Source organism: Collimonas sp. NPDC087041, from assembly GCF_044745265.1.
In the GTDB taxonomy this organism is placed as follows: Bacteria; Pseudomonadota; Gammaproteobacteria; order Burkholderiales; family Burkholderiaceae_D; genus Collimonas.
Genome location: NZ_JBIUZX010000006.1, coordinates 15,202 through 30,504 on the forward strand (window position 1 = coordinate 15,202; position 15,303 = coordinate 30,504).

Consider the following 15,303-nt stretch of genomic DNA (forward strand, 5'->3'; position numbering starts at 1 on the left):
GGCGGCCGGTCAACAAGCGCTAACAGCATGCAGTACCAAGCCTGGACCACGCACGCGGAGTCCAGGCTTTTGCATTCGCACGGGCGGCTTCGCCAGACAGCACGTACAGGGCAAATCGCATACACTACAGCTCCCGACAATCAACCCGGAACCAGTATGAAATCTGCCCTACTAGTCATCGATGTCCAACAAGGATTGTTCGACGAAACACCGCATCCGTTCGAAGCCGACACAGTCGTCGAGCGCATCAATACGCTGGCTGCCCGAGCACGCCAGGCCGGTGTACCGGTAGTTTTCATCCAACATGAAACCGCAGACGACGAACTGGCGCACGGCTCGCAAAACTGGCAACTGCAATCCGGATTGCAAGTCGAGCCTAACGACGTCAAACTGCGCAAGACCACTCCCGACTCCTTCCTGCGCACCAATCTTGAAGAGTTGCTGGATTCCTGGAACGTCGATCAAGTCGTGATCTGCGGCTACGCCACGGAATACTGCGTCGACACCACCACCCGCCGCGCCGCCGCCCTGGGCTACCCGGTCATCCTGGCTGCCGACGCCCACACCACCCACGACAAGCAGCACGCCAGCGGCCAGCAGATACGCACCCATCACAACGTCACACTATCCGGCATCGACAGCTTCGGACCACGGATCAAGGCTGTGCCAACGGCCGAATTGCACTTTGGGGAATAGATTTTTCGGCGCGAAAATCATCACATCGGCCAGACACCGCTTTCACTGGCGAAATCCTGGTAGGATCAGGCGCAGTTTCTGAAATTGCGCCAGGCCTGGCCAGAGGATGGTTTTACTAACAAGAACCTGTTAGAATGCGCCCCTGTCCAATATCACAGACAATGCCTGTCGATATTCCTTGTGCGCATTATTGAAATGACACAGCTGCCCGAGTGGTGAAATCGGTAGACACAAGAGACTTAAAATCTCTCGCTCGAAAGGGCGTGCCGGTTCGATTCCGGCCTCGGGCACCAATAAATAGCATCATAAGAAAAAAGTAGGAATATATTTTCTTGTGATTCAACGAGTTATAAATTTCACTCGACCTCAATTCCCAACATCCCTCACACAACATGCCCTTCGGGTAAAAGTTTGAGGCATCCGTAATCCCCCTCCCTTTACGCCGGCTGCAAGCTGACATCCGGCATGCTGATGTTCTATTCCGCAAATCTTGGCATGACTCACTTTGTACGTATCAAGCATCAGGCAACAACGGTTTACAGAAACTGATTGTTAAAGTATTGATATCACAAAAAGATATCCGTAGACTTGGCAGTTCCGACGGGAAACGAAATGCCATTTCGATTCCGACTCAGGATTTCGATAGATTCACGGTCACTGCGACTGAAATTCAGCGCGGCTCCCCCACGTTTCAACACGTAGCCAGCCCGTATTTCCTGATCCTGAGATCGATCGTCCCGCCCTCAACTCAACGGAACTCTATTTCATGAAACATCGCACCTTCCTGCGGATTGCCAATAACTCCGTCGCAATGACCTTGGCGACACTTATTGCGGGCTCCGCATACGCTACCGTAAATGTACCAACTGGTGTGAACACCACAATTCCTGCCCCGCGTGCTCTCGTTAGCCCACCGCAAAATGAGCAAGCCGTGCGCGATTATTGGACTCCTGCGCGCATGATAGCGGCGCAGCAAAGCGGAGGCGGCGGTGAGTATGCCCCAGAGGTAGTCATTACGCCTGGAGGTGACTATCTCGGCTACAGCGAGATGGAGAAACCTTATTCCGACAAGAAATTATCACGCCTTACCGGCATACTGTTTTACCGCAAGGAGAACGATGCTCCGACCCATTGCTCCGCCTCTGTTATCGCCTCCAACAGCAAGAGCCTGATCGTCACGGCAGCGCATTGCGTCATGGATTCGAGGAAGAATTGGAGTAACTATTTAATGTTTGTCCCAGCATACAATAGCAAAGATGGAGTGGTCTCCGCGCCGCTAGGAACATGGCCGATCAATCAAACATTTGTGTCACAAAGTCACACAAATAATGACATCGCTTACACCGACGTTGCAGTTGCCAGGGTTTACCCCTTATCTGGCCAAAAATTGGAAGAGATCGTGGGTGAAGGATTTGGTTATACGCTATCGGAAAATGAGAAATTTCCCATTGTAAAAGTGCTGGGCTACCCTGGGGGAGGCTACGATGGCGGCACGCAACGCTTCTGCGACAGCCATACCCGAACGAGCACAAACCCGGAACGTCCAATTGACGACTTGGAAACCATAAACTGCACCACGATTTCAGGCAATAGCGGCGGTCCAATCTTGTTGCAAGACAAATCCGATCTCCCTCCAAGAGTGGTTGCTGTAGTCCACAACTTGACGGAACAAACCAGACTGAGAAGGTATGTCTTCCCTGAGCTGTATCGCGAAGCTGATGATCTGGGAAGCACATATTCCACGCAACATCTGATCAATCCTTTTCAATAGTCAGACGTATCCGCTGCAACCCAAAATACAGCGAACCCCGATTCCGGCGAAGGTATTGATTTTTAGCGCTGCTCCATTGCCGCAATGACCTCGAGACAACTTACCTCTCGCTCCATCGAGAAAACCATGTGGCCGCCCGCAGCCAAAAACTGCGGGTAGCTGCACAGATCCTCGCGCGAATCATTTCCCCCAGATTTTCTTGTACTCCGTCCGATAGCCGTTATTCGGCTCAAACGTATTCTGCTGGCCGCCATGAAAGGCAATGTTCTGTTCGGTGACCAGGTATGTCGGCGTGGTGTAGGCGCTGGCCTTGTCGCCGGTAAAAGAACGATTCAACTCATCGATGATCTGCCAGCCCTGCTGCCCGAAAGGTTCCGGCACGGTAGCGACCTGTACGGTCTTGCTGCGGATGCGCTGGTAGGCCGATTCGGTACCGTCACCGGCAGACAATGCCTCGATCTTGCTGCTGGCAATAATGGCCGCAGATGCCGGTGTCGACAGAAAATCGAGATATTGGTCATTGACGCCGATGATGTGTGTCCATTTCTTGCCGAAGCGCTGTGTCAGCGAGGTCAGCAAGGCTGGCATCTTGTCGGCGGATGTATTGGCTGGCAATGCCTCCACGCTCAGCAGGCTGCAGGTCCGGCATTGCTTGATGGCGGCAACGATTTCATTCGACTTGGCCTGGGAATACAAACTGGCGGGATCGGTAAATACGACTACGCCGGCCTTGCCGTTTGAATTGACCACGCCCAGCAACGCCGCGATCTGCGCTTCATCCTTGAGATCGCCGGTGACGTTGGTGAACAGGCCGTCGCTGGGGCCGATCCTGGTCGAAGCATGCCAGCCCACCACGGGCACGTTTGCCTTGTTAGCGGCGTTCATTTCATTCGGCTGCTCGTTGGCGCTGATCCCGGCCAGCACGATGCCGTTCGGTTTCAGGGCAAGCGCGCGGCTGAAGGCTTCCGCGTGCTTGCTGTTGACACCCCAGCAATCGATGGTAAAGACCTCCCAGCCAGCTACCGCAGCGGCTTCCTTGACTGCGTTGGAAACGCGTAAAACGGCATTATTTTTGAAGTCCGAGGCGATCAGCACTATCAACTTCTTTTGCGCCGGAATTTTCGGGCCGGTGCTGGGGCCGTCCCAACTGTTTTTAAAGGCCATCGCCTTGGCCAGTTTGGCGTTGGCCCGATTCAGGTACGCGGTTGGATCTTCCTGGGCGAATGCTGAACCGGCCAGGGCGAAGGCGAGCGCCATCGCTACAAAATTAAAATTAATCAATTTCATTATTTTTCAATCTGGATTTGACTGCAATTATTCGGAGCGGGATCGCCGCCTGTTTTTGTGTGCAGATAGTCTTCGACAACTAATTTCAGTGCGTGAAATCTTCCAAACCTAATTGATGCTTTGTCCCCCTAAAAAAACCGCCTCCCTAAATGCAATAGACGATTTTCGCCGCCTAGCTTACGCAAAGCGCAAATAATTGTCCATGCAAAATCGATGCCCGGATCCAGCCCTGTTGGCTGCGTCGGGGTCGAACGGCCTGAAAGCACTCCTACGGTGCAAAAAGCCCTCTAGCGACCCGGCAAACGGGTATCGCGGCGCTGGTCTACACTAATGGATCTGAGTATTTAATATTTTGGAGCGACAAATGATCAAACAGCGCAAATTGGGAAGCGGCGGATTAAGCGTATCGGCCATGGGGCTGGGCTGCATGGGCATGAGCACCGCCTATGGCGCAGCCGACGAGGCCGAATCCATCGCCACCTTGCACCGGGCGCTGGAACTCGGCATCACTTTTTTCGACACTGCCGAGCAATACGGCCCGTACGAGAACGAAAAACTGCTCGGGCGCGCCTTCAAGGGGCGTCGCCATGAAGTGGTGCTGGCAACCAAGTTCGGCTTCAAGATCGAAAATGGCGCCACCACCGGCGTTACCAGTGAGCTGAGTCACATCCGGCAAGCCGTGGAAGGCTCATTGCGCCGGCTCGGCACCGATTACATTGATCTGCTGTACCAGCACCGGATTGATCCGGCGGTGCCGATCGAAGACGTGGTAGGCGTGATGGCCGACCTGGTGCGGGAAGGTAAAGTCCGCCACCTTGGCTTGTCGGAGGCAGGCGTTGCCAATATCCGCAAGGCGCACGCTGTGCATCCGATCAGTGCGCTGCAGAGCGAATATTCGCTGTGGGAGCGCAACCTTGAAGCCGACGTCCTGCCGACCCTGCGCGAACTTGGCATCGGCCTGGTGCCGTTCAGTCCATTGGGACGCGGGTTCCTGAGCGGCAGCGCACAACGGGCGGAGAGCTACCCTGCTTCCGATTTCCGTCATCTGGATCCGCGCCTGCAAGGCGAAAATTACGACGCCAACATGCGCGCAGCGCAAGCGGTGAAAGACATCGCTAGTGCGAAGAATGTCACGCCCGGGCAGGTTGCATTGGCCTGGGTACTGCAGCAAGGCGAGGATATCGTACCGATTCCCGGCACCAAGCGCCGCACCTATCTGGAGCAAAACGTCGCCGCTGCCGACGTCACGCTGAGCCCGCAGGAAACGGCGGCGCTGGAGCAAGCGCTGCAGCAGATCGCCGGCGAACGCTACAGCAAGGAAAGAATGGCCTGGGTCGATCGCTGAGGATATTCGCCTCCGCCTGCCTGCAAGGGTAGAATCGAGCGGCGCTTGCACGACCTGTTGGTATTCAACCAGGTATTCAACCAGGTATTCAACCAAGGATAGAGGAGAACATCAAATGCATTCCGGGAAAATCCTGGTCGCCCAGGGCGGCGGTCCGACAGCAGTGATCAATCAATCGCTGGCAGGCGTGGTGCTGGAAGCGCGACGCTTCAGCGGCGTCGAACGCGTATATGGCGCACGCCACGGCGTGCGCGGCATCGTGAATGAAGACTTCGTCGACCTGACGCAGGAAACCAGCCACAACCTGGAGCTGGTGGCGAATACGCCCTCCTCGGCGCTCGGCTCCACGCGCGACAAACCGGATCTCCAGTATTGCCAGGAAATCCTCGAAGTCCTGCGCCTGCACCAGATCGGGCAATTCTTCTACATCGGCGGCAACGACTCATCCGATACCTTGCGCATTCTCAGCCTGGAAGCCGCCAAGGCGAACCACCCTTTGCGCTGCATCCACATTCCCAAAACCATCGACAACGACCTGGTCGGCCATGATCATTCGCCGGGCTTCCCATCGGCGGCACGCTTCGTGGCGCAAGCGTTTGCCGGCGCCAACCTGGACAATGCTTCCCTGCCGGGCGTCTACGTCGGCGTCGTCATGGGGCGTCATGCTGGCTTCCTGACTGCCGCCGCCGCACTCGGACGGAAATCCGCCGATGACGGCCCGCATCTGATTTACCTGCCTGAACGCACCTTCACCACCGAACAATTCCTGGCCGATGTAAAGGCCGTCTACGACCGTCTCGGTCGTTGCGTGGTGGCCGTCTCCGAGGGCATACACGACGCCTCTGGAGCAGCGATTGCCAGTCTGCTGACCAGCACCGTGGAACGCGACGCGCACGGCAACGTGCAGCTCTCGGGCACAGGCGCCCTGGCCGATTTACTATGTGAAGAGATCAAATCCAAGCTGAAGATCAAGCGCGTCCGCGGCGACACCTTCGGTTACCTGCAGCGCTCCTTCATGGGTTGCGTATCCGATGTCGACCAGCGCGAAGCACGCGAAGTCGGCGAAAAAGCGGTGCAATATGCGATGCGCGCCGGCCGCGACGGCTCGGTGGCGATCCAGCGCATTGGAGATTATGCAACCGATTATGCGTTGCTGGAGCTCGATACCGTGGCCGGCAAGACGCGCGTCATGGAAGACGCCTTCATCAGCGCCAGCGGCACCGACATCACTGACGCCTTCAGGCAGTATCTACGCCCGCTGCTGGGTTCAGGCATGCCCGACTGGTTCCGGCTGCGGGAAAATCCTGTGGCCAAGCTGCGCGCCGCCAAGGGCTGAGCGGCAGCAAAGCGGTCGTCAGGCCACGCTATCGCCTTCCATGGCACGCGTATATTTCCCATCGCGTGCCAGCCCGTTCAATTGACAGCGCCTGAAAAACGTCTCTTGTGCGAGCGCGACATTGTCTTCCTGCCCTTTCCAGGCCGCCAACACCGGGGACTGCAAGGCCCGCCCGTAGGAAAAACTCACCTGCCAGGGATGCGCAACCTGCATGTTCATCGCGTTCAGATGATCGGTGGCGTCTTCCGCACTTTGTCCACCGGACAGGAAAACGATGCCCGGCACCGCCGCCGGCACGCTGCTGGTCAGGCAATGCATCGTGGCGTCTGCAACTTGCTGCACCGTGGCTTGCTGCGCACACTTGATGCCGGCAATCACCATATTCGGTTTGAGCAGGATGCCTTCCAGCGCCACCCCGTGCGCATCCAGCTCCGCAAACACAAACTTCAGCACTGACGAGGTCACCGCAGCGCAGCGCTCAATGGTGTGAGAACCATCCATCAGCACTTCCGGCTCCACGATCGGCACAATACCGGCCTCCTGGCAGAGTGCAGCGTAGCGCGCCAACGCATGCGCATTGGCGCGAATCGCATAGGGACTCGGAATATCGTGCTCGTCGATTTCGATGACCGCGCGCCATTTCGCGAATTTCGCTCCCAACTGCTTGTATTCAAGCAGCCGCTCACGCAAACCGTCCAGTCCTTCCGTGATTTTTTCGCCGGGATGCAGGGCCAATGCGCTGACACCCTTGTCGACTTTGATCCCCGGCATGATGCCGCGGCGCGTCAACAACTCGGCAAACGGCGTGCCGTCGGAGGCGCTTTGACGCAGGGTTTCATCGTAGAGAATGACGCCGCCGATGTACTGTTCGATACCGGCGCTGGTAAAAAGGATTTCACGGTAGCGGCGGCGATTTTCTTCGCTGGCCTCCACCTTGATGGCATCCAGCCGTTTCTTGATCGTCGGACCGCTTTCATCCGCTGCCAATATGCCCTTCTGTGCTGCAACGATGGCGCGCGCCGTCGTTTTCAGTTCGTCGATGTTCATAGTTTGCCCCGTGGATGACTACGGAAAGTACCGGACTCATGCTGCCAAGTATGACATGGCAAGGCAATATCAACTTCTTGCGGACAAAAAAAAGCCCGCTGTACCTTGCGGCGCGGGCTGAATCCAAACCTTGAGAGGTGTTGGAGGAGACAGGAACAACTATATCGCACTGCAGCATATCAGTCTGCTTGATTGTTGTGATACCAGATATTCACTGTGAAAATATCACAACATCAATCCATCCAATCACTTCCAGGCTGCATCCAGGATGATGCCGGCGAGACGGTCATAGTTGCCGTCAAAATGATGGCCGCCAGTTAGCTTGATCAGTTTAACCTTGCTGCCATCCAGGCCCGGGCAAGCCGAATCGGTCTCTTCCGCGCCGTAGATACACATCCCAAGGCCGGCCGGCAATTTGGCTACTTCGGCTGGGATCGGCAAACCGTCATTGCTGGAACTGACCCAATTGGTCAGATGGAATTGGAAATCGGCCTTCTTCCCCAAGCCCATCATCGCCACCAGCGGCACGCTGGAACGCGCCGCGGTGGACAAGCGGTTGGCCACAAAGGGCAAAACATCCGCCCCCTGCGAATAGCCGATCAGCAGCACCTTCGATTTTTTCCAGCGGGCCAGGTAAAAATGCATCAGGCGCTCTACGTCCGCCGCGGTCGATGCCGGCGTCCGCGCACTCCAGAAATAACGCAACGAATCGATGCCGACCACTGGGATGCCGCGCTTGGACAAGGCCGTCGCCACATCGCGGTCAATCCCGGCCCAGCCGCCATCGCCACTGATCAAGAGAGCCATGGTGTCGGCATCGTGCCCGGCATCCGCCTGTGGCAGCGCGGCGACCTCAACTATGGGCAAATCGGAAACCGCTGCCGGCGGCGTCTGTGCTGTCGCCACCTGCTTCGGATTCATGGCGGTATAAGCGGCTTTAAGCTGCGGCAGTGGGTCCTTGCCGGTCACCGTCGTCAATTCCGCACCGGATACAGCCGCGACAAACGCTTGAGTTGTTTTAACATCGCATTGCCCGGCGCTTGCTGCATCGGCATCCAGCAACACGCGCCATGCCGCAGGCAATTTGGCAGCGGGCTGCAGCTCCACCCCACCGCCCTTTGCGCGCGCCTTGAAATGCACGTTCTCGCCTTTGCAAAGCGGTTTGCGCAAGGTCAGCGTCGGGCAAAATCCGAGTGTCAAGGCACCACTGAAGGTGTTCGCCGGTGCTTGCGCCAGCATCGCGTAAGCCAGCGTTGCGCCGGAAGACTCACCGACCAGCAACGGCGGATAGTATCCCGGCAATTTTTCATAGGCCTGCACGAAACGGCTCAGGTTTTCCAGATCGCCATCCGGGAACGCACAATCGCCACCGTCAGCATTCAGACTGGCAAACAGCTGCGGCGTACTGATGCCGGCCACCAGCGCACCCTGCTGCGCCAGCGCCTGGGCTTGACGAGCGGCGCTCTGGTCCCAGCCAGCGGCGCCGGAAAGCAGCAGCACAACGCCGTTGACCGTTCCGGCAGGCCGATAAATTTCGACATCCTTGAAACGACCGTGACTCAGGCTGTGGTGCGGAGTGTCAACGCTCGCGCCAAAACTGGCCGAGGTTGCCGCCAGCATTGCGGCCACAACCGCCAGTCCGATGAGTTTTTTCTTCATTTGCCGATTGCTCCCTTGAGTCCGCCGCTGATCAACGCTGCCGTATCGGTGAATGCGAAAATCGGCGCCAGTCCCCCTTTGCTGACCAGGTAGCGCGCTTCCCACACCGGATCGAACTTATCCTTGAAACTGCGCAGACCACGGAAATTGTAGAAACGCCCGCCGTGCAGGAATAACATGCGCCCGAAGCGTTGCCAGCGCGAGCCTAGTTGATGATCTTTCATGCCCGACATCGGCGCCATGCCCAGGCCGAAACGCTGGAATCCTTGTTCCTTGAAATGCAGCATCAGCTTGGCAAACAGGAAATCCATGGTGCCCGGCGGCGCATCCGGCAATTGGCGCATCAGATCGATCGCCGCTTCGACGCGCGACTCCTGCGGGCACATCAACGTCGCAAATGCGATGATCTGCTGCTGGCGGCGAATCACTGCGACCGGCTGGCGCAGGATATACTCGTCTTCAAAACCGCCCAGCGAAAAACTCTTCTCGCGCGTATCATGCTCGGCCAACCAGGCGTCGGATACGGCGCGCAGCTCGTCGAGCAGCGGCGGCAATTGCTCCACTGCGACGATGTCGAAACTCAAGCCCTCGCGTTCGGCACGATTGACGCCATGCCGCAAGTTTGCGCGGCGTGGCCCTTGCAGGCTGAAATCGTCGAGCGGTACATAGGCTTCCTCGCCCAATTTGTACACGCGCAAGCCAGCATCCAGATACATCGGCAAAGTCTGCGGCCGCACTTTATAGAAAGCGGCGCGGCCACCGTGGCTGTCGGCCAGTTCGATGAAACGCCAGATCAGTTCCGACCATTCGCGCTGATCACCGACCGGATCGGACAAAGCCACCCACGATCGATTATGTTTGGCGAACATGATGAAGCTATTGCCGGACGTAGAGAACAATAGGCTCTTGTCGCCCATCAATGCCAGGCAGGCATCGGCAGCGGCTTGCTTGCTGATCAGCGCGCCGGCGCGCTGCAACTCGTCTTCGCCAGGCCGTTCAGCGACGCCGGCGGAGCGCCGGAACAACTGCCACAAGCCCAGGCCCAGCGCCATGATCGCCACCACCATCAAGGTCCGCATCGAACGTGGCGCGTAATCGTCAAAGGCGAACTGCCACCACATGCGATCGGCAAAATCGATGTCGCGATAAGCGAACAAAAGTATCCAGCCGCAGGCGGCCAGCACGCAGGCCACGGCAATCAACCAGCCCGGCTCGAAAGTCTGTGAAAACAACGAGGATTTGCGGTCAAACTGCTTGCGTGAAATCACCAGCAGCGAAGCCAGCACGAACAACACGATGAACTCGGAAACCGCGATCCCCTTGGGCAGCGCCAGGATACCGGCAATAATCGTCAAGCCAAGCGAAGCCCACCAGGCGGCATCCAGCCGATGCAACAGACCGCGCGCCAGGAACAGCATCGCCAACCCGGCCACACTGCCGATCAGATGAGAGGCCTCCACCACAAACAGGGGAACGTGCAAGCGCAGCAGTTCTTCAGCATGGCGGGTCGCCGGCGTCACGCCGGAAATCAGCAACATGGTGCCGGTAACCAGCGTCAGCGCCGTCAGCAGCCAAGGCGACAGCTTGACCGCAGCCCGTGCCACCGGCGCACCGGCGCCGGCACGGGCTTCGAAGCCGGCCAGCAATGCCGTTGCCAGCAGCAGCGGCAGAAAGAAATAGATGCTCCGATACAGCAGCAGCGCCGCCGCAATATCGCTGGTCGGCGCATGATTGGCACAAGCCAGCAAGATCACTGCTTCAAATACACCGACACCGCCCGGCACATGGCTGATCACGCCAAGCGCCATCGCGATCGCGTAGAACGCAACGAAAGTCGGCAAATCGATCACGCCACTCGGCAGCAAGAACCACAAGGTCGCAGCCGCCGCGCTCAAATCCACCGCAGAGATCACCAACTGGCGCAGCGCCAGCCCCGCCTCCGGCAAACGCAGATTCCAGCGGCCGAACAGCAACAACTCACGCCGCGCCGCGCATAAAGCGATAAATCCAGAGACGCCAAGCAGTACCAACACAGCAATCGCGCGCAGCAACCAGCTCGGGATAGACGCCATGGCTTCGACTTGCGGCGCGCCCCACAGCAAACCGATGGCGCCGAAAGTCGTCATGCCCAGCCCGAATGCAGTGGCATTGAAGGCAATCGCCTGCGCCACCTGCGATGCCTCGACGCCGCTAGCCGTGTACAGGCGCATGCGCACGGTACCGCCGGTCAGCACGCCCAGCCCGATAGTGTTACCCAGCGCGTAGGCAATGAACGAAGTCAGTCCGATGGTCCTGCCTTTTACCTTGGCGCCGACATAACGCAAGCTGGAAAAATCGTAGCCAGCCAGGGCGCAATAGCTGACTGCCGTCGCCAACATCGCCAACAACAGATTACTCAGCGGCGTGTGCTTGACCGCATGCACGATGCTGCGATAGTGGACGTTCGCCAGCAAGCTATGCAAGGACTGGAAAACCAGCGCCCCCAGAATCAGGACGATCAATACAGTTATCCAAGGCCGCCAGCTGATGCCGGCCGCCTTGTTTTCGGAGGGAACAGTACTTTCTGCCGAACTATTTGTTTGTGATGAAGAGATATGACGTGCCATGGAACCTTAGTATGCTCAGTCGCGCGCCCACAGGGAAAACCGTGGGCTGCCAGGACGACCGGGAATTGCCAGTTTACAAAGATGAATTCGATACGGCAAGTATTGTCTGAAGAGATTACCTGATTTCAGTCAATACAGTGCACGCAGGAGATTTGACAGTGGAATTGAAGAAAAATGCCGTAAAAACAAAACTGTCGCACATTATCATCAAAAAATCGCCTTATGCGCAGCGCATTTCCGGCAAAGCAGTGTCTTTGTCGCGGCAGTATGAGAGGAAAGCAACGGCCAGTTGAGCAGGCAGGACGTTTGCTCCTGCCCAACCAGTCGTCGGTACAAAAACCGGCAGTTCATCCTCCACCCTTTGATATTGCTCGCCAAGGATGGAGGTGAGCGGCTTATTCGAATACGTCAAACGGTAGAACCAAAATCTGGTGCGAGTGACCCGGAATTTTACCGGGCACGTCGTCCACTTATAACGTTAATGCTTGCTCGCACTCCAGCACCTTGCGGCGTGCCAAAGCCAGGTTGGATTTGCCCTTATCCAAAACCATATAGATAAATAGACCTTCGTTTTTTTCGACCGGTCGCAGGATGTGATATTGCTTGCCAAGTGTAATGAGAATGTCTTCTATGGAGTCCTTGAGTCCGAGGCTTTTCATGGTTTTCAGCTTGGCGCGAACCACTTCGGTGTTGCCGGCAGCAGCCAACTCCAAGTCAACGCCGGTTCCGCCAGAACCTAGAAGCATTCCGCTATTGCTGTCCACAATTGCCGCGGCTAATCCACCATCGATACTCAACAAGTTTTCAACGACGACGTCAATATTGCTCATACTTCCCTCGCTTGGTAATTAGTGGCGTTGAATAGAAAAACATCACCGTCGGCCACCTAGCATCGGTGATGCCTGGAGCAGAATTAGTGACTGATATCTAGTTGTTGTACAAAATTTTTGGCAATTTTATCGACCACCCACACCGTGTGCCCGAGATTCGCATCCTGGTTGGTAACGACGCACAGTAAATAAGGATATTTGCTGTCCAGGGATCGGAAAATGATCCTTCCCGTTGGCGTTTCAAGCATCAGGCGATCGCAGCCGCTGAAACCGACCTCCTTGCCCACTGATCGCGCAATGGCAACCAGCGAGCTGGTCATTGCCGAGAGACGGACCGCGCTGAATTCCTGCTTCGGATCATAGATGGCTACGTCCTGACCATCCAGCGTTGTTATGACAGCAGTAGTTATGCCGTTTAGGGGGAGTTCTATTTGATCGAATACCTGATTAGCTGCGATTGATGCCGACAACAGATTGGTTTTCATTTTTTTTGTCATGATTTTTATATGGTGGCCATCAACGGCGAAAATATATCCAGCGCATCGAGCATCTGTAATTTTTCACGCACATCCGCAGTAATGACGGGCACTGCGAAGCCTAGCTTGTCTGCCAACTCCGATGAAAAACGATCAGCCGTCTCGGCGCTGACCGGCCGCGCCAACAGCAACATGCAAGGCATCGTCTCGGAAAAGGAATGAACAGTCCGCACATACTGCTCCGCCATATAGATCGCATCCGGCTGATTTGCATCAATCAGCACGATGACCCCAATGGCTATGGATATCAGCCAGTTCCGCATGAACTCGAAGCGATCCTGCCCCGGACTCCCGTAGATATGCAATTCCTCGCCATTACCCAGATCTATCACGCCGAAGTCGGCGCCAACCGTGGTGCTTGCCTTTGCAGACGATGAAAGATCCATATTGGGAACGTCGCAATCGACCATCACATCCCCGCACAAAGACCGGATAGCCGTAGTTTTCCCGATCCCCATCGGCCCCAGCAATACAATACGAAGCCCGCTCATTATCGCTGCCTCTCCAATTCATCTGATCGAGCCCTGCCCAACCATTGCTTCATTTTTTTCACCAGCGAGTTCACCCCGCTCACGCGCGGCTCCGCAACGATTGCATTGGTTGATGCATTGCTGTCGTCGTGCTGCATGGTTTCCTCGACAAGCACGCCATGTTTTCTCAACTCATCGAGAAACAAAAACGCCTCTTGCTCCGTCAAGCCACCGTCAGCAAGAAGCCAATCCAGATCGATTGATTTTTTCGTCATGACGACGAGAATTTTTTGGAAGCGGACCGTGAAAAAACTTTGCGGCAAGTTGATCCATCTCGATATGCGGTAGTTGTTTTTTACTTTTTTATTGGAGCTACTCAAGCCGGTATTGACGCCTCGAAGTTCAAGTAAGCGCAAGGTGGCTTGATCCAGCACATCAACCAGATCACTGACCCGAAAATGCGCCGGCAAAATCAGGTCTTCTTTGTGTTCCGGGTCGGAATCTTCCCGGGAAATCCAGATGCGGACACAGCCCGCCGGAAGTATATTTAGGTCGTGAAAAGTCGTAGGTTCCAGCAGCGCCACAGAGGCGACCTTCTGATCGGATGAGGTCCAGTCGAATATTGTTTTTTTTCTGGCAATCTGCATCATGACTGCATAGCGCAGCAGCTCTTTTTCAGCCAGATGCCTGGTACAAATGAAAGCGGCTTCACGCGCCGGGAGAATCTCGTCCGATGGCATCAATCCTGATGCGTTGTCGCAGCTGAGCATTTGTTTTCCCCGCAAACTGATTCAGAATGACGTTATATAAATGAAACAACTATCAGACGTTGCTTCAGGATATTTTTACATCAGGAATTCTTGTTCGAAGCTTACAAATGTACCGACCAATTTAATGCAGTCGGCTTTCACAGGATGGAAAGCCCAATCATTGGGTGTGGCGACAGCGTCAACGTATCAAAGCGGCGTTTAAATGCTTGCGAATCATACAAGTGCACATTCACTTAACATTTAAATAGTGCTTGCTGGTAATAATAAACCAATCAAGCGGTTTAAAAGTAAATTAATTTCAAGCAATTTTCTTAATTTTCTGAGCCAATCTAGCCAGGCTAGTAGATGCATTGATTTGAGTGCCGGAACATCCCTGCCCCTAGAACATGTACTAGGTAACGATAAACAATTGTCAACCATTACTATATAACAATTGTTTGTTGTTACGTTTTTTTACACATAGGAAATTAAGTTACTTGAAGAAACATTGAGGAAACGCGTCGTTTTGCAGCACAGCGATGTGAGAAATTGGCGCCCGATCCACGCATGGCGCCCAACATTGAAAGCTCCAAGGGGTTGCGTTAAAAGCACTTCCCTGCGCGATCAGATTTACGGCAGCTGCATTCAACAGCGAAACTGTGAATACTCGATAAAGAGGAGACTGACGAACTTTCATCCGGGAGATGACAAAACAAAAAACCCGCATCCTCGTAAAGAGAGATGCGGGTTTCTGAGCTTCTTTGAACCGCCAGAAGCGTGTTCTTGGCGGAGACGGTGGGAGTCGAACCCACGATACAGGTTTAAGCCCATATGCTTCCTTAGCAGGGAAGTGCCTTCGACCACTCGGCCACGTCTCCACACTTAAAACGGTATTAGAACTGCACCGCTGTAAGGCCACGCATAATAACTTTTCATGCGGATTTGGTCAATAAAACTACGCCTAAAAAACA

General features: G+C 55.5%; 13 protein-coding genes and 2 tRNA genes. 6 read left to right on the top strand and 9 right to left on the bottom strand.

Going from position 1 to position 15,303, the window contains the following annotated elements; all coding sequences use genetic code 11:
- Nucleotides 1–156 precede the first annotated feature (156 nt).
- The 3 genes from ACIPF8_RS12485 to ACIPF8_RS12495 all read left to right on the top strand — a co-directional run bounded on the left by ACIPF8_RS12485 (nt 157) and on the right by ACIPF8_RS12495 (nt 2,467).
- Entirely contained in the window at nt 157–696 is a 540-nt protein-coding gene (locus ACIPF8_RS12485; protein WP_400421356.1) for a cysteine hydrolase family protein, read from the top strand.
- A 206-nt stretch (nt 697–902) separates the two neighbouring features.
- Nucleotides 903–989 (top strand) — tRNA-Leu (locus tag ACIPF8_RS12490).
- Between the two features lie 473 nt (nt 990–1,462).
- Entirely contained in the window at nt 1,463–2,467 is a 1,005-nt protein-coding gene (locus tag ACIPF8_RS12495) for a trypsin-like serine peptidase (protein WP_400421357.1), read from the top strand.
- Between the two features lie 180 nt (nt 2,468–2,647).
- Here ACIPF8_RS12495 and ACIPF8_RS12500 read toward each other — a convergent pair whose 3' ends face one another.
- Entirely contained in the window at nt 2,648–3,754 is a 1,107-nt protein-coding gene (locus tag ACIPF8_RS12500) for a substrate-binding domain-containing protein (RefSeq protein WP_400421358.1), read from the bottom strand.
- A 364-nt stretch (nt 3,755–4,118) separates the two neighbouring features.
- Here ACIPF8_RS12500 and ACIPF8_RS12505 point away from each other — a divergent pair, with 364 nt between their 5' ends.
- Both ACIPF8_RS12505 and ACIPF8_RS12510 read left to right on the top strand, forming a co-directional pair.
- Nucleotides 4,119–5,099 (top strand): aldo/keto reductase, encoded by a 981-nt coding sequence (locus tag ACIPF8_RS12505; protein ID WP_400421360.1) that lies wholly within the window; start codon nt 4,119–4,121, stop codon nt 5,097–5,099.
- Nucleotides 5,100–5,214: 115 nt separating this feature from the next.
- Nucleotides 5,215–6,435 (top strand): 6-phosphofructokinase, encoded by a 1,221-nt coding sequence (locus ACIPF8_RS12510; RefSeq protein ID WP_400421362.1) that lies wholly within the window; start codon nt 5,215–5,217, stop codon nt 6,433–6,435.
- 18 nt (nt 6,436–6,453) lie between these two features.
- Here ACIPF8_RS12510 and ACIPF8_RS12515 read toward each other — a convergent pair whose 3' ends face one another.
- The 3 genes from ACIPF8_RS12515 to mprF all read right to left on the bottom strand — a co-directional run bounded on the left by ACIPF8_RS12515 (nt 6,454) and on the right by mprF (nt 11,747).
- Nucleotides 6,454–7,482, bottom strand: coding sequence for a class I fructose-bisphosphate aldolase (locus tag ACIPF8_RS12515; protein ID WP_400421364.1), 1,029 nt, complete (start codon nt 7,480–7,482; stop codon nt 6,454–6,456).
- A gap of 246 nt (nt 7,483–7,728) precedes the next feature.
- A complete protein-coding gene (locus tag ACIPF8_RS12520; protein WP_400421366.1) occupies nt 7,729–9,141 on the bottom strand; it encodes a virulence factor family protein in 1,413 nt (470 codons plus the stop codon).
- Entirely contained in the window at nt 9,138–11,747 is a 2,610-nt protein-coding gene (gene mprF / locus ACIPF8_RS12525) for a bifunctional lysylphosphatidylglycerol flippase/synthetase MprF (RefSeq protein ID WP_400421368.1), read from the bottom strand. Before mprF ends, ACIPF8_RS12520 begins: the two co-directional genes overlap by 4 nt.
- Nucleotides 11,748–11,905: 158 nt before the next feature.
- On the opposite strand from mprF, the gene ACIPF8_RS12530 reads away from it, so the two are divergent.
- Nucleotides 11,906–12,040 (top strand): hypothetical protein, encoded by a 135-nt coding sequence (locus ACIPF8_RS12530; RefSeq protein ID WP_400421370.1) that lies wholly within the window; start codon nt 11,906–11,908, stop codon nt 12,038–12,040.
- A gap of 177 nt (nt 12,041–12,217) precedes the next feature.
- On the opposite strand, the gene ACIPF8_RS12535 is transcribed toward ACIPF8_RS12530, so the two are convergent.
- The 5 genes from ACIPF8_RS12535 to ACIPF8_RS12555 form a co-directional block, all read right to left on the bottom strand.
- Complete coding sequence (locus tag ACIPF8_RS12535) at nt 12,218–12,577, bottom strand: hypothetical protein (protein ID WP_400421372.1); 360 nt, start codon at nt 12,575–12,577, stop codon at nt 12,218–12,220.
- Nucleotides 12,578–12,660: 83 nt separating this feature from the next.
- Nucleotides 12,661–13,062 carry a roadblock/LC7 domain-containing protein gene (locus ACIPF8_RS12540; protein WP_400421374.1) on the bottom strand — a complete coding sequence of 134 codons (402 nt, stop codon included), beginning with the start codon at nt 13,060–13,062 and terminating at the stop codon, nt 12,661–12,663.
- Nucleotides 13,063–13,079: 17 nt separating this feature from the next.
- The gene (locus ACIPF8_RS12545) at nt 13,080–13,604 is read right to left on the bottom strand and encodes a GTP-binding protein (protein WP_400421376.1); all 525 of its coding nucleotides are present in this window, start codon (nt 13,602–13,604) and stop codon (nt 13,080–13,082) included.
- On the bottom strand, nt 13,604–14,353 hold the full coding sequence (locus ACIPF8_RS12550; protein ID WP_400421378.1) for a hypothetical protein: 750 nt from the start codon (nt 14,351–14,353) through the stop codon (nt 13,604–13,606). Before ACIPF8_RS12550 ends, ACIPF8_RS12545 begins: the two co-directional genes overlap by 1 nt.
- Before the next feature lie 763 nt (nt 14,354–15,116).
- Nucleotides 15,117–15,210 (bottom strand) — tRNA-Ser (locus ACIPF8_RS12555).
- Between the last annotated feature and the right edge of the window lie 93 nt (nt 15,211–15,303).